General features: G+C 50.7%; 13 protein-coding genes. 1 reads left to right on the plus strand and 12 read right to left on the minus strand.

Annotated elements, in window-relative coordinates; genetic code table 11:
• The coding region (gene tilS, locus K2I50_RS03820) for a tRNA lysidine(34) synthetase TilS (protein WP_301024913.1) at window positions 1-1,066 on the plus strand (1,066 nt) is incomplete at its 5' end.
• A 37-nt stretch (window positions 1,067-1,103) separates the two neighbouring features.
• Here the strand turns inward: tilS and K2I50_RS03825 are convergent.
• The 12 genes from K2I50_RS03825 to K2I50_RS03880 form a co-directional block, all read right to left on the minus strand.
• A complete protein-coding gene (locus K2I50_RS03825; protein ID WP_301024915.1) occupies window positions 1,104-1,691 on the minus strand; it encodes a prolyl-tRNA synthetase associated domain-containing protein in 588 nt (195 codons plus the stop codon).
• 16 nt (window positions 1,692-1,707) lie between these two features.
• The gene (gene glmM / locus K2I50_RS03830) at window positions 1,708-3,093 is read right to left on the minus strand and encodes a phosphoglucosamine mutase (protein ID WP_301024916.1); all 1,386 of its coding nucleotides are present in this window, start codon (window positions 3,091-3,093) and stop codon (window positions 1,708-1,710) included.
• Window positions 3,094-3,146: 53 nt separating this feature from the next.
• Window positions 3,147-3,722, minus strand: coding sequence for a beta-barrel assembly machine lipoprotein BamK (gene bamK, locus K2I50_RS03835; protein ID WP_301024917.1), 576 nt, complete (start codon window positions 3,720-3,722; stop codon window positions 3,147-3,149).
• 31 nt (window positions 3,723-3,753) lie between these two features.
• The gene (locus tag K2I50_RS03840) at window positions 3,754-4,782 is read right to left on the minus strand and encodes a DHH family phosphoesterase (RefSeq protein ID WP_301024918.1); all 1,029 of its coding nucleotides are present in this window, start codon (window positions 4,780-4,782) and stop codon (window positions 3,754-3,756) included.
• A gap of 117 nt (window positions 4,783-4,899) precedes the next feature.
• A complete protein-coding gene (rimM, locus tag K2I50_RS03845) occupies window positions 4,900-5,439 on the minus strand; it encodes a ribosome maturation factor RimM (protein ID WP_301024919.1) in 540 nt (179 codons plus the stop codon).
• Window positions 5,440-5,468: 29 nt separating this feature from the next.
• On the minus strand, window positions 5,469-6,779 hold the full coding sequence (gene murA, locus K2I50_RS03850) for a UDP-N-acetylglucosamine 1-carboxyvinyltransferase (RefSeq protein ID WP_301024920.1): 1,311 nt from the start codon (window positions 6,777-6,779) through the stop codon (window positions 5,469-5,471).
• Window positions 6,776-7,369: a DUF4290 domain-containing protein gene (locus tag K2I50_RS03855; RefSeq protein WP_301024921.1), complete on the minus strand. Its 594-nt coding sequence runs from the start codon at window positions 7,367-7,369 to the stop codon at window positions 6,776-6,778. The genes murA and K2I50_RS03855 overlap by 4 nt, the downstream gene beginning before the upstream one ends.
• 65 nt (window positions 7,370-7,434) lie before the next feature.
• A complete protein-coding gene (gene thiL / locus K2I50_RS03860; protein ID WP_301024922.1) occupies window positions 7,435-8,520 on the minus strand; it encodes a thiamine-phosphate kinase in 1,086 nt (361 codons plus the stop codon).
• A 95-nt stretch (window positions 8,521-8,615) separates the two neighbouring features.
• The gene (locus K2I50_RS03865; protein WP_068961196.1) at window positions 8,616-9,431 is read right to left on the minus strand and encodes a purine-nucleoside phosphorylase; all 816 of its coding nucleotides are present in this window, start codon (window positions 9,429-9,431) and stop codon (window positions 8,616-8,618) included.
• Between the two features lie 84 nt (window positions 9,432-9,515).
• On the minus strand, window positions 9,516-10,640 hold the full coding sequence (gene lpxK / locus K2I50_RS03870; protein ID WP_301024923.1) for a tetraacyldisaccharide 4'-kinase: 1,125 nt from the start codon (window positions 10,638-10,640) through the stop codon (window positions 9,516-9,518).
• A 42-nt stretch (window positions 10,641-10,682) separates the two neighbouring features.
• A complete protein-coding gene (sppA, locus tag K2I50_RS03875; protein ID WP_301024924.1) occupies window positions 10,683-12,461 on the minus strand; it encodes a signal peptide peptidase SppA in 1,779 nt (592 codons plus the stop codon).
• Window positions 12,462-12,591: 130 nt separating this feature from the next.
• Window positions 12,592-14,946, minus strand: coding sequence for a DUF2339 domain-containing protein (locus K2I50_RS03880; protein WP_301024925.1), 2,355 nt, complete (start codon window positions 14,944-14,946; stop codon window positions 12,592-12,594).
• Between the last annotated feature and the right edge of the window lie 465 nt (window positions 14,947-15,411).

Here is a 15,411-nt window from a genome sequence, read left to right on the forward strand (position 1 = left end):
GCTTGAGATGGGATGCCGCGACCTGCGCTACAGCTGGGTTGCCGAGCTTTCCGTCAAATATGGCGGGGCACGAGTGGCTGTAGGGCATCATAATGACGATAATGTGGAGACTCTGTTCTTAAATCTGCTGCGTGGAACCGGACTTACTGGGCTTACCGGGATGAAGCCTCGCCATGGATTGATTGTGCGGCCGTTGCTTGACGTGAGCCGCAGGGATGTGCTTGATTATCTCAGCGACAAGGGTCTTACCTATGTCACTGACTCAAGCAACCTGCTCAATGATGTGAAGCGAAACCGTCTGCGCAATGTGATTCTCCCTGCTGTAAGGGCTTATTTCCCCGATGCGCAGACTACGCTTACGCGTTCGATACATAATCTTACCGGAAATCTGTTGTTATATACCGAGCTTATCGAGCACAGTGCGAAGGGCTACCGAAACGTACATGGTGATATAGATATAGCAAAGTTGTGCAGAGAGATGACGAATGCCGGAATGATGCTTTATGAAATGCTCCGTGACTATGGGTTCAACGCAGTGCAGTGTGACGATATGATTGCCTGTGTGGACGTTCCGGAAAGCCGACGCTTTTATGCGCGCGGGTATGTAGGAGTGCTCTACCGCGGAGTTCTGACTGTTAGGGCAAAGAATAGGGATAACGCGTCGTCAGAAGAGAGCTATATCATATCTCCCGATGATACGGCGACCTGTCCGGAGGGCTTTTCAATAGAAAGAATCGCGACCGATGATGTGGTATATGACCGTACGGGAAATACTCTTTTTCTTGATGCCGACAAAGTAGGATGCCGCAAAATTATAGCACGCAGGTGGAGAATCGCCGACAGAATAGCGCCTTATGGCATGAGCGGTACGAAGCTGGTGAGCGATCTGTTCAGCGACGCTCATTACTCGCCTGATGATAAGGAGAATGCCTGGATTGTTACTGTCGGCGGACAGATTGTATGGGCCGTGGGGCTGCGTACGTCACGGCATATGACTATTGGCAAGAGTACGGCGGAGGTAATAAAAATAACCTTCACTCCGGCAGATGCGTCGGGTGAAGGCTGAGATATTGATATTGTCGAACCTGCTATTATGCGTGTGATTATTCTTCTACCGGAAGGGTGACCCAAGTATGGGTATGTCCGGTGGCAGGGATGATTTTTTCCAACAGGTCGGACAGTGACAGAGCTATGGAGGCGGTGTTGACACATGGGTGGCATGCATATGTCTCAACATCGGAGAGGTCGCTGTCGATGATGAGTCGCACACGGCATGAGGTGTCGTGGACAAGTCCCATAGGCGATACGGCTCCGGGAGCGATATGAAGCATCTCCATCATGGCCTCCTGTGATGCAAATGACAGGCGTGCGCATCCGAGTTGTGACGAAAGGTATTTGGTCTTGAATGGTTTGTCGGCCGGAATCATGAGCAGATAGTATTCGGTCTGCTGTCGGTTGGTGAGAAACAGATTTTTGAATACCGGAGCTCCAAGACATTTCCTTACAGCCTCACATTCTTCCATGGTAAATGCCGCAGGATGGCACAATGTGGTGTACTCTATGCCAAGTCGGTCAAGGAAATCGTAGACTGCAGTCTCGGCTTCACTACGCATGGTGTCATCATTGGGGCGCCCGGCATATTTTGTTATGCCGGGCGCCTGGTATGAGGGGTTGGTCATGGACTCTTCCATTAATCAGACTGGATTTTTATGCAAGGCTGGCTATCACTTCCTTGATATCGAGCGCGAGTGCATCGGCTTTGTCCATTGTAGAGGCTTCGGCGTAGATGCGGATAATGGGCTCGGTATTTGATTTGCGCAGGTGAACCCAGCAGTCGTCGAAATCAATCTTCACGCCATCGATGTCGGTTATCTTCTCGGATGCGTATTTCTTTTTCACAGCTTCGAGTATGGCGTCGACATTGATGTCGGGAGTCAGTTCGATTTTGTTCTTGGCGATTGAGTAGGGAGGATAGCCGGCTTTGAGTTCGCTTACTTTTTTGCCGCTCTTTGCAAGGAGGGTAAGGAACAGGGCTACGCCTACAAGTGCGTCGCGACCGTAGTGGGCTTCTGGATAGATTACGCCGCCGTTGCCTTCTCCTCCGATGACAGCGCCGGTTTCTTTCATCTTTGCCACTACATTTACTTCGCCTACAGCGGCAGCCGAATAGTTGCAGCCATGTGCTACTGTAACGTCGCGGAGCGCACGCGATGAGCTAAGGTTGCTTACGGTGGCGCCGGGGGTATGCGACAGTACATAGTCGGCTACAGCTACAAGAGTGTATTCTTCCACAAACATCTCGCCGTTTTCCATTACAATGGCCAGACGGTCGACGTCGGGATCGACAACGAATCCTACGTCGGCACGGCCTTCACGCATGAGGTCGGCAATCTGAGTGAGGTTTTCAGGGATTGGCTCAGGTGTGTGGGCAAACTTTCCGTTGGCCTCGCAGTTGAGCTCGATGATATTTTTTACGCCGAGTGCGCGAAGCAGCTGGGGGATGATGATACCGCCAACAGAGTTTACCGCGTCGACGGCTACGGTGAAGTCAGCATTGCGGATGGCTTCGGTATCCACGAGTTTGAGGTCAAGCACCTCTTCGATATGACGGCGTGTGTATGTGTCGTTGGTATATACGTGTCCGAGATTTTCGACTGTTGCAAATGTATAGTCGTCATCGGCAGCGTATTCAAGCACCTTCTGTCCCTGCTCGGCATTGAGGAATTCGCCATTCTCGTTGAGCAGCTTCAGAGCGTTCCACTGCATGGGATTGTGAGAGGCGGTAAGGATTATGCCTCCGCATGCTTTTTCCATCACAACTGCTATTTCGGTTGTGGGTGTGGAGGCAAGGCCGATATTTACTACATCGAATCCCATGCCTGCCAGGGTGGCGGTGACAAGGTCGGATACCATGGCTCCTGAAAGGCGGGCATCGCGTCCGACTACAATCACGTTGGTGGTACGTGTGGTGTTTTCTTTAATGAAGCGCGCATAGGCGGCTGTGAATTTGACAATATCAAGCGGGCTCAAGCCTTCGCCCGGGCGGCCTCCGATTGTGCCTCGTATGCCGGAAATGGATTTTATCAGTGACATTTGCAGCGTGTATAATAAGATTTGTGAACCAAAAAAATGTGATTGTGTGATGATTATATCTTGCTCTTAGTATAGCGCACGCGGTACAGGTAGGGTATGACCGATGCTATTTCGTCGCTCATTCCGGCCTGGGAGCGGATGACAAGTTCTACTTCACAGTCATAGTGGAGATAATCGAGCGGCAATTGCAGGCCTTCGCCCCATTGTGATGATGATGTAATCTCCATGTTCTGGTAGCGGAAGTTGAACTGGGTGAGCGGGTTGTCGTTGTTTCCCTCGCCTTCGGGAAGGGTTCCGTTGGCGTAGCTGTATAGGTTGTAGCGGGTGAGACGCATGTATACAAGATCATTGTATTTAGCTTTCACACCGTCGGGATTATCTTTGATGACACGCATATATACTGTGCCGTCCTCGTCCATTCGGTAGTAGGGGGCATCTTCGCCCTGGATGAATACGCTGTCGGCAGGCACACTGCCAATCACTCTCTGGTCGGCAAGGTATGCGTTGATGTATTTTGTTTCATCGTTCAGCAGTTCGGCATAGCTCTTGGTGTGGCTGCACGAACTGATGGTTATCGCAGCCGGAATCATCACTGCGAGTAACTTAAGTATATTTTGCAGATATTTCATAAGTGTCGTATTGCGGGGTGTATGGGATAGGTTACTGATTAAGATACTTTTCTATGTCGGGGAATGTCGAGCGGAATATCTCGATGGCTTCCTCCAGTGTACATTTAAGCTCTCCTCCGGCAGCATTGATATGTCCGCCTCCGTGGTAATATTTGGAGCACAGCAAATCGGCGCGGAAATTGCCGATACTGCGCGTCGATACTTTTATCTGGTCCTTGTCCTCACGCAGATATACGGAGTATACCATATCTTCTATACCGAGCGGGGCGTTGACGAGGCCTTCGTCGTCGCCGGGGTGGTAGTCATATTTTTTCAGCTCATCTTTAGTGAGCACGATGAGCGATGTATGTAACTCCGGGAATATCTGCATGCGCTCGGCTACAGCATATGCGTGCAGTTTGAGTGTGGATGTGCTGCGGGTGTTCATTACCTTTTTGTAGAGCTCATCCTTATTGATTCCTTTGCGGAGTAGTTCGGCTATAATGATATAGAGGTCGGGGTCGTTGGAGTTGTATGTGAAGTTGCCTGTGTCAGTCATCATGCCTGTGTAGATGCATGTGGCGGCTTTCCGGTCGATACGGTCGAAAAGTTCCAGGCGACATAGCAGTCTGAATACAATCACTGATGTCGATGACTGCTCGGGATGGGATATTGTCACATCAGTGAATGGCTCCGGACCTTCGTGATGATCAATCATCACTTTTTTGGCCGGAGATGCGGCAAGTTCGTCGCGCATGCGGTCTACGCGATACAGGGCGTTGAAGTCGAGACAGAACACCAGGTCAGCGTCCTGGAGAAGCTGATGTGCGAAGTCCGGATACATGGTGTAGGGCACCACTTCTTTTACTCCGGGAAGAAATCTCAGGTTGCGCGGCGGTCGGTCGGGGGTTACGACTTTGGCTTCCTTTCCAATATTTGCCAGAGTGTGGGCCAGTCCGAATGCCGAACCTATTGCATCGCCGTCGGGCGATTTATGGCATGTGATGACGATGCGCTCGCTCTCTTCAAGCAGTTTGCGCACAGCTTTTACGTTGTCCTCGTTGATGACGGATTTTAACATAACTCACAAAGGTACGCAAAAAAGCGTAATGCGGCCAAACGGCATATGCCGTTTTTAGAAATTTTATTATGTAGGCAGGTTGTATCTGCGATTAGGCCAACCGACGGCAGAATGTATTCAGAGGTCGAGTATTCCTTCGGGAAGACTCATTCTGAGGATGTGGCTGTCGGTGTCGATTTCTGTGATGAACTCGTCGGCCACAGGCAGGTAGACTGTGGCTGATGATGGGGTAGATATGATGAACAGTACGTTTTCGGTGCTGTCGTCAATGTCAGTTATTTCTCCGACGGTCTGTTGGGTATCGTCGTCAATCACTTTGAATCCGATGAGGTCGGATGCGTAAAGGCCCCGGTCATCACCGTCGGTATCATCTTCAATGATGATATTGTCGGATGTAAGCACATACAGCGGATGGTTGGTAAGCTCGGCTGCTTCCCGCTCGTTGTTTATGTCGTCGAGCGCCATGATATATGTGTCTGACCGTTTTTGACGCATAGATGCGATGAAAAACGGTACGTATATCCCATCAATCAGCAGTATAATTCGCTTCAGGGACTCAATGTCAATGTCGACATCAAGATAGGCATTGATTTCGCCGTTGATGCCGTGAGGTTTCCCCAGCCGCCCGATTGGAGTGAGCCGGTCGAGTGTAATCATAATCGGAGTGTGTGGGATATTGGTTATATTCAGTCGGTTACGCGTATAATCTTTGCGCCGATTGCATTGAGACGCTTGTCGATTCCTTCATATCCGCGGTCAATCTGGTCGATATTCTGAATCTGGCTTGTGCCCTTCGCGCTCATTGCAGCTATCAGCATGGCTATGCCCGCGCGTATGTCAGGCGATACCATTGTGGTTGCTCTGAGTGAGTTGAGTCGTCCCGAGCCGATTACTGCCGCGCGGTGAGGGTCGCATAATATTATCTGTGCGCCCATATCAATCAGTTTGTCGACGAAGAACAGTCGGCTCTCAAACATTTTCTGGTGGATGAGCACACTGCCACGCGCCTGTGTGGCTACAACAAGAAACACACTCAGAAGGTCGGGCGACAGTCCGGGCCATGGGGCATCGGCAAAGGTCATAATCGAGCCGTCCATGAATGTTTCGATTTCATAGGAATCATGTGCCGGAATCAATATGTCGTCGCCCTGTCGTTCGATGGTTATGCCGAGACGGCTGAAGCTGTCGGGAATGATTCCAAGCTCATCGTAGGAGACGTCGCGCAGACGTATTTCGCTTCCGGTCATAGCGGCCATTCCGATGAAACTTCCCACTTCAATCATGTCGGGGAGCACTTTGTGTCGGGCGCCGCCGAGAGTGTCTACTCCGTGGATTGTCAGGAGGTTTGAGCCTATGCCTTCGATTTTGGCTCCCATTGCGGAGAGAAGGCGGCACAGTTGCTGGATATAAGGTTCGCAGGCTGCATTGTAGATGGTGGTGGTGCCTTTGGCAAGTACTGCCGCCATCACAATGTTGGCTGTGCCGGTCACGGAGGCTTCGTCAAGTAGCATATAGCATCCGTTGAGACCGTCGGCTTTTACTTCGTATGATTTAATGTCGCTGCGGTACTCGAGGTTGGCGCCGAGTTTCTGTATTCCGATGAAGTGGGTGTCGAGGCGTCGGCGCCCAATTTTGTCGCCTCCCGGCTTTGGAAGTACGGCATATCCGAATCGAGCCACAAGCGGGCCGAGGAGCATTACCGATCCTCGCAGGGCTGCGGCGCGACGTCTGTACTCCGGAGTCGCGAGATATCCTATATTGACATTGTCGGCCTGTATGGCGTAGGAGTGCGGCGACATACGCTCTACCTTGCATCCCATCTCAGCCAGGAGAGAGAGGAGGTTGTTGATATCGAGTATGTCGGGCACATTGTCAATCACCACTCGCTCCGAAGTGAGCAATGTGGCGCATATTATCTGCAATGCTTCATTTTTAGCACCCTGTGGTGTTATGTCGCCATGCATGCGATGGCCGCCTTCTACTATGAATGTGCTCATTTTTTCTTCTTTTTCTTTTTAGACGGAGCAGGAGGAGCAACAACCTTGAATTGGTGCAGTCGATAGCTGGCGGGGTCCAGGCGTATGGCTCCGTGGCTATAGTTGGCGAGATCTTTGAATACCTTGGCATCGTCGACACCCTCGGGATTGATTGCCAGCAGCATCTTTTTCATATGGTTGGCAAGGAGGCTTATCAGGGCATCGCGTTCCTCTCCCGGCTCCATATGCGAGGCGGTCTCAATCATTGCCTCCAGATTGTGGCCGTAGTGGCGGCTTCCTATGCCGTTGCGTGGATAGAACACCGGTTGCGGACGCGACTCCAGGCTGTCGGGCTGTATTACCTCGAACGGGTAGTCGATGTCGAGCTGGAAGTTTGACATGATGGCCAGGTGATCCCATAACTGCTGCTCATATCCTTCTTTCTGACGGATATCCGGGAACAGATTGAGCATGCAGTCGATTATCGAACGGGCGCAGGCATTGCGCTCGTCGCGGTTTTCTATAGTGAGACAGTGCTCGACCATCTGCTGTATGTTGCGGCCATATTCAGGGAGAATCAATCGCCGCTGTTGGGTGTTGTATTTGAGCATTCGTAAAAGAAACTTTTCCTCAAAGATAATGCTTTTTAGTGTAAGGTGCAAACGCAGCGGATGTGTTATCCGGCAGTTTCCTCAGCCTGTGTATCGGTAGGATGTGTGTCGGGGGAGGATGGGGCCATATGGTTGAATCCCTGTGCGCGCAGTTGCATTTCATTGCCGTCGCGGGTCACAAGGGCGCATCCGAGGCTCTCTTTGGTAATGTGACCGATTACTTTTATACCCGGAAGGTTTTTTATTTTCTCATGGTCGGAGAGCGGCACCGTGAAGAGCAATTCATAGTCTTCGCCTCCGTTGAGGGCGGCGGTCACGAGATTCATTCCGAGTTCTTCGGCCATTACCGCTGTCTGGTAGTCGATAGGGATGCGATCTTCGTATACCCGACATCCGGTATGGCTTGCCCGGCATATATGGAGCAGCTCACTTGACAGGCCGTCGGATATATCCATCATGGCGGTTGGCTTTATGCCGGCGCCGGCGAGTTCGTTGATTATGTCGCGGCGAGCCTCTGGTTTCAGCTGTCTTTCGACAAGATATTCCTTGCCATCGAATTTGGGCACGAAGTCTTTCTGACCGGCCGATGCTATTTTTTCGCGTTCAAGCAGTTGCAGGCCCATATATGCCGCGCCGAGGTCGCCGCTCACACATATCAGGTCGGTATCCTTGGCTCCGTGACGGTATACAATTCTGTCGGCCGGAGCATCTCCGATACATGTCACTGATATCACGAGTCCCTGGCGTGACGATGTTGTGTCGCCGCCTACGAGGTCTACGCCGTATACCTGGCATGCCGTACGCAGTCCGTCGTAAAGAGCGTCGATATGCTCTACGGCAAATCGGCTCGAGATGCCGAGCGACACGACAATCTGGCGCGGTGTGCCGTTCATTGCATATATGTCGCTGAAATTGACTACTGCGGCTTTGTAGCCAAGATGTTTGAGCGGTACATATGTGAGGTCGAAGTGTACGCCTTCGAGCAGCATGTCGGTAGTTACGAGCACATCGGTGTCGGCATAGCGCATTACTGCGGCGTCGTCGCCGGTGCCATGCAAAGAGCTATCGTTCACCAGAGGGAACTCTTTGGTAATCCGGTCAATCAGGCCGAATTCGCCGATGCTTGATATTTCGGTCAGTTTCTGTTCCATATGGCAGGGTTGTATGAATGATTGATGCCGGCTGGTTGTCGGGACGTAGCCCACGACGGCCGCCGGCATCATGATATGTTACGGTTGACGTGTTGTCAGAAGCGGTTGACCAGTTCGGTCATTATCTCCATCATTTTGGGTTGTGCGGCCTGTGCGGCTTTCTGCACCTCTTCGTGGGATACTTTCTCTACGATACCCTCTACTCCGAGGTCGGTGATTACGGATACACCGAATACTTCAATGCCCATATGACGGGCCACGATTACCTCGGGCACGGTCGACATGCCTACGGCATCGCCTCCGATGATGTGGAAGTAACGGTATTCAGCAGGTGTCTCGAATGTAGGGCCTTGTGTTCCGACATATACACCATGCATCACACGGATGCCTTTTTCTTTAGCGATATCTTTGGCATGCGCGATAAGACGCTGTGAATATGCTTCGCTCATGTCGGGGAAGCGCGGGCCCCATTCCTCGTAGTTCTTGCCACGCAGAGGATGCTCCGGGAAGAGGTTGATATGGTCGGTGATAATCATTATGTCGCCAATCTCAAACTCCGGATTCATGCCACCGGCCGCGTTGCTTACAAATAGAGTCTTTATGCCGAGTTCGTGCATCACACGGATGGGGAATGTGACAGTCTTCATGTCGTACCCCTCGTAGAAATGGAAACGTCCCTGCATGGCCATTACCGGACGGTCGCCGAGACGTCCGAAAATCAGGTTGCCGCTGTGGCCTTCGACAGTCGATACCGGGAAGTTGGGTATCTCGTTGTAGGGTATATATTGTTTGTCGGCGATTGAGTCGACAAGTGCGCCCAGGCCGGTTCCCAGGATTATGGCTGTTGTAGGGATTGGGGTGCTTACACGTCCGCGGATATATTCGGCGGTTTCTTTTATTTTTGCTAACATGAGATTATAACGTGGTTCGTGAACGTATGGTTTTCAATGTAATTTACTTTATGCAGTAGGAGGGTGGCACAGTGCCTACAGAGCCTATTTTCTTACCTGTGAGGCCTGTGGATTGTTGAAGTTGCGCAGGATATGGCGTATTTCCATATCAAACGGATTGGAGTTCTGTGGCATTTTCTGAGGCATGAACTCAACCTTTATCGGCAGATAGAATGTCGATGTCTTGAGTTCAGGCGGGAAGTAAGGATTATTGGCCATGCGTACCGAGTCTTTTTCGGTGGTCACAATATACTTGTGGGTGCCTTCAAGCTGATTGAAGGCTTTTGTCAGTTCGTTGAAATCGCGGCGAGAGAAGTTGTGATGGTCGGGAAAGCGCACGACATTTACCTTTGCCTTGAAACCTTTGATATAGCGTACCAGTGGCCGTGGATTTGCTATGCCGGTGACTACAAGCACGGCATCGTCGGGATTCAGCCATTCAAGGCCGGGCACATATCTGACTTCGTCGGGGAAAACGCTTACAAGATGCCCGTAGCGGTAATGTGAAAAATAGAGGCGCTGGAACGGGAATAGTTTCAGATTGTCGTAGATGATACTTACATCACCGGGTCTGATGTCGGTAGGGCATTTTGTCACAATCACAATGTCGGTGCGGAGCAGGGCGCGTACGGATTCACGCAGACGACCCAGAGGCAACATCTCGTCGTTATATACCGGGCGATGCCATTCGGTAAGTACGATTGATGTCGAGGGCTTTACATAGCGGTGCTGGAATGCGTCGTCGAGCACTATGAGATTGATACGCGGGTCGAGTCTCAGCAGTTCCTTGATACCCTTGACTCTGCTTTCGCATACAGCCACACGTATGTCGTGGCCATACTTCTGATATATCTGATATGGCTCGTCGCCGATGGCTGCCGGTGTGGAGCGTTTGTCGGCGAGAATAAACCCTTTTGTACGACGCCGGTAGCCGCGAGACAGCACTCCGATATGGTATTCCCGGCGCAGAAGGTCTACGATATATTCCGTGTGGGGGGTCTTGCCTGTGCCACCTACAGCGAGGTTGCCGATTACGAGTACAGGCACGGGGAATGTGTGCTGCTTGAATATGTGCCAGTCGAAAAGTTTGTTGCGCACAGCTGTCACCATGCCGTAAATCCACGACATAGGCTTAAGTATCAGTAAGTCGACTATTTTGCTGTGACGCATATGCTTTTAGGTTCGGATGATGGTCTTGTTTTTTTCAGAATGCTACTCGACGACAGTAAATGGCATACGGGCCTGTATTGGATCCATGTTGCTCAGGGATTCTACCGACTTGTATATCGGATATGCTGCGCCGAGTTCTTTCTTGAGAGCGTCCTGTTTTATCTGGGCGTTGCTCATTATGAGTTTTTCCCACCATGATTTCTCTGGATCGGGATATTCGATAATCGAATATGAATGTATGTCATTTTCCTCGGCCAGGGCCATTATGCAGTCGTTGAGATTTCCGAGCCTGTCGACAAGACCTATTTCCAGGGCTTTTGTTCCGGCCCATACGCGACCTTCCGCTATGGCCTTGATTGAGTCTATGGGCATTCCACGTCCGGTTGCGCAGCGGCCTACGAATGTCTCATAGCCGCGGTCGATCATCTTTTGCATGGCACGGCGCTGGATGGGTGTGAATGGCTTGGTGATGCTCATCATGGCGTTGGGGTTGGATGCGATTGTGTAGGAGGTGACACCGAGGTGCTTCTCAAGCAGCCCCTCGATATTCGGCACCATGCCGAATATGCCTATGGAACCGGTGAGGGTAGTGGGCTGGCAGAAAATCTTGTCGGCACCGCATGATATGTAATAGCCTCCGGAAGCGGCTACATCGCCCATTGATGCGTAGAAGGGCTTGCCGGTCGATTTGAAGTATTCAAGAGCCTCCCATATCTGCTCTGATGCATATGCACTTCCGCCGCCGGAATTTACACGGAGCACCAGTGCGGATATGTCGTCGTCATCGGCGAGTTCGTAAATAAGCGGGGTCATGTCGGCTCCTACAATACCTTCGTCTCCCTCCTGCACTATATCGCCTACAGCGTAAAGTACGGCGATTTTATAATCGGACTTGGATGCTTCTTTCAGATATTTATGTGCATACGACTGGTTGAGGTATTCGGTCGGTGTCACGAGGCGCAGATCGTCGTCTGAATCGATACCCGACATCGATTTGAGGAGCTGTTCGGCCTCGTGGCGGTAGCGGAGTGATGACACAACATTCATGCCGGGATAATTGGCCGGATTCTCGGTCACGATTATGCTGTCGGCCCATGTGTTGATTGCTTCGGGAGTTACGTTGCGCCCTGATGCTATTGTTGTGCGCACATCGGCCCATATCGGGTCGAGATATTCGCGGGTCTGTAGGATATTCGCTTCACTAGGTTCGGTGAGCAGGAACGGCTCGACTGCACTTTTGTAGGTGCCGACTTTGAATACCTGGACGTCTACTCCGAGTTTGTCAAGCAGGCCTTTGAAATAGAACAGACCGGCACCGACACCGTGGATATCGACTTCTCCTACAGGATTGAGCCATAACGAGTCGGCAGCAGAGGCCAGTATATAGTCACCCTGGGCATAGCTGTCGGCGTAGGCGGCCACCCACTTTCCTGAATTGCGGAATGTATTGAGGGCTTCATTGACCGACATAAGTGTCGCCACTCCGGCAGATACGCCGCCGCAATCGAGATATACTCCCTCGATTTTTGGGTCGGTTGAGGCTATTTCCAAAGCATCAAGCAGTCGGTTGAGGGACATGGAGTTGTCCTCGATGCCCTGCAGCTGTTGCATGATAGTGGTGCCTCTCTCTCTCTCTATGATTTCGGAAGAGAGGTCGATATGAAGTATGGAATTTTTTTTGGTAGACGGATGCTCCTGTGCGATGCTCGTGAACATCATCTGAATCATCATAAGAATCATACCGAATATGCTCAGTATGCCTGTGATGAAGATGCCGGCTACTACAGCCAGCGTGGTCATGCAAAATTGCTTGAAGTTCATAATAGTTCTATTCGTTTGCAGCCTGCGCGCAATGACCGGTAGATACTGTGGCAGACACTATTCCTCGCAAAGTTAGCAATTCGTAATTATAAATGCAAAAGGATTGTACCAAAGCATTGTGATTTCTACGTCAGTTGTCATTGAATATAGCCGCTCGTAGTTTCTGATAAAGGAATGATATTACCAAAAGGACTATGCCGAGCAAGATGAATACAATAATTCTTCCGACTGTGGGGAGTACCCATAGGTCGTATATGGCAAGTTTTACAAGCACGATTCCTACTACACACAGTCCGATTATGCGCATAAGTCGCAGATGATGCCTGAGGCCGATAATGAGTTGGGCCGCACCGCATAGTGTAAGTGCTATCGAGAGTCCGGCGCTATACAGATGGGTCAACCCAAGCTGGCGGAGCAAATATTCGGTGGCAGCTACTGTGAATATGATTGCGGCTATGTTGAAATATACCGTATATTCCGGCATGTTGATTGGCCCTGTCAGTCTGTTGCGGAATCCCTTTATGCCTTCGGCCGTTGCAAGGGCTATGTAGGCCGCGGCACCGGTCCATAATAGAGTGTCGGCAAAGATTGGGTTTCCGTCGGGGAGAGAGTATGGCGCGTAGGCAAACCATATCGCTCCTATGCCGGGGAAAAGCCATCCGCTGTTGCCTCCGCGTGAGGTGGTCAGCGACAATATAAACATCATGATGAATCCCGATACCATGAGCGCGCGCGACGATGTGGCGGTATCAAGGTAGATGTCATAAAGTGTGTCAAGTCCGGATAGAGCCATCAGACCACCGGCCCAGAGGAGTATGGTGTAGAATATGGCGAAATGGCCGGAGTATGCCGTTTTATAGCGGTTGATGGTCCATGCCGATGCTGCGAATGCCGTTGCACAGATAAGTTCGGTGATGGCTCTCCCCAAGGAGTCGCATCTGTTGAGCCCGGAAAGTTCGATAAATGGCGTCAGAGTGGTGAATATTATTATGACGAATATTATAGCCGCAGCGATTCCTGTCAGAGGGTTGTGCTGACGTGCATATGCGAGATTGAGTACAGCTCCGTAGCATGCGATACATGATAGTACAGTGTCGGGCGATGAGAATTGTATGGGGAATATAAGCGCGATAAACAGGATTATGAGTCCTGTAAGGATTTTGCGTATAAGTCCGTCGTTCTCTCCGGCATAGAAGCGGAAATACAGCATGCCGTTGACTATGGCTGCAATCAGGGGTATGAGCCCTTTCATATACTTGCCTGTGGGTATGTCGGCGATTACCTCGGTGCCAATAAGGAGAAAAGTGAAGTTGTTGAGCAGCACGGCTCCGATGAGAGCGATGAATAGCCGCTGGTTGTCGATGTTGCGGTTTAGCACCAGAGCGAGGGGCAGAGAGAAAAGAATGAAATAAAGGATGCTGAATATCAGTAGAGTGATATCGGCTGAGGCCGGCCCGTACAATGCTATTGCGGCTACAATCCATGTGAGCGGAGTCGAGGCCGCCGACAGTTCCCACCAGTTGCGTCTGATGCTGATGACAAACATAGCGACGTCAAGGATGAGCACGTATGAGAGCAGGACTGTAACGCTGCTGTCGGGATTGCTTGCGATAAACGGAGCTATGAATCCGCCTATTATGGCTGTCATGGCGAGTTCGCGTCGGTCGAAAACGAGCGAAATCACTATCATGACCACAGTAAGTGCTACCAGCGAGCACATTGTGGCCAATGGATTGATTAGAGCGTATACATTGTGGGCAATGGCGATTGTCACGAAACATACTGCAAAGCCTCCTCCGGCAAGTACCGATGAGAAATTGCGGTATGACTCCCGCAGGCGGTATGCTATGCCCCAAAGGCCGAGTCCGGTGGCTATGCCGAGGAGAGCACGTGCGGTCTCGTTAATCCAATTGTTGTCGATAGCATATTTTACAAAGAATCCGATGCCGATAATCAGTACGAGTATGCCTATCTTGCTGAACAGGTTTACACCGATTTGCCGTTCGATGTTGTTGCGGTTGCGATGCATTCCGGCGATATGTTCGGGGGTGCATTCGGTATCATAGTCGGAAATGTCGCTCTCCACAGTATCGTCAATATGCGGCGATTCCTCCTGCTCCGGCAATATGGCCGGCGCTGTGGTGGCGGCAGGGATAGGCGGTATATTTAGTGGTAGGGTAGAGCAGTCTTTTTCTTCCTGTACATCCGTGTGCGATAGATATTCCGGGTCTTCGTGGATATGCTGCGCCGGAGTGTCGGGCATGCCTGATTCCTCTGCCGTGTCTTGATTAGTACGGATGTCAGGCTCACCGTATGGGGTTGTGGCTGTCTCCATATCCCGGCGGGATTCGTTGAAGAGAAACAGTTCGATGTTGTAAAGGCGCTGCTCAAAGGCTTTGAAGCGGCTGAGTAACCTCGCGATAAGCCATATCACGACGATGATACCGATTAATATCAATTGTGTGAAGAGATTGGAATTTTCCATATGCGTGAGGAATTGAGGTGATTATAATGAATGCAGATTCATTCGTGATAATCACAAAGATATGCAAAACTGTCGGATTTTGCAAAGTATTGACGGTCGGGTGATAAACACCTTGCCGATAATTGAACCAACGCTCGGAAAGAAGGGTTATTCATACATGTAGCAGGGGCTATTCTGAGTTTATGGTCTGTTTTATTGGTAATGCTAAGAATGGATTATAAATCAGACGATTATCCTTCGAGGCGGCATAAAAAGTTTATGTTTGTGCGCCCTGCTAACGCTTTTTTACTTAATTTTGTATTTCCCGGAGAGAAGATATCTCTTTCAAGAACTGTAGGAAAATGAAAAAGATAGCGATATTTGCAGTCGGAATTCTTGCCATAGCTGTTGCGGCGTGCCACGCTCAGAGAGATAACGGCATTACGTCGGATATGTCTGTTGTCAGCGCGCGCCCTGAGAGTATGG

The organism is Muribaculum sp., from assembly GCF_029051885.1.
Lineage (GTDB): Bacteria > Bacteroidota > Bacteroidia > Bacteroidales > Muribaculaceae > Muribaculum.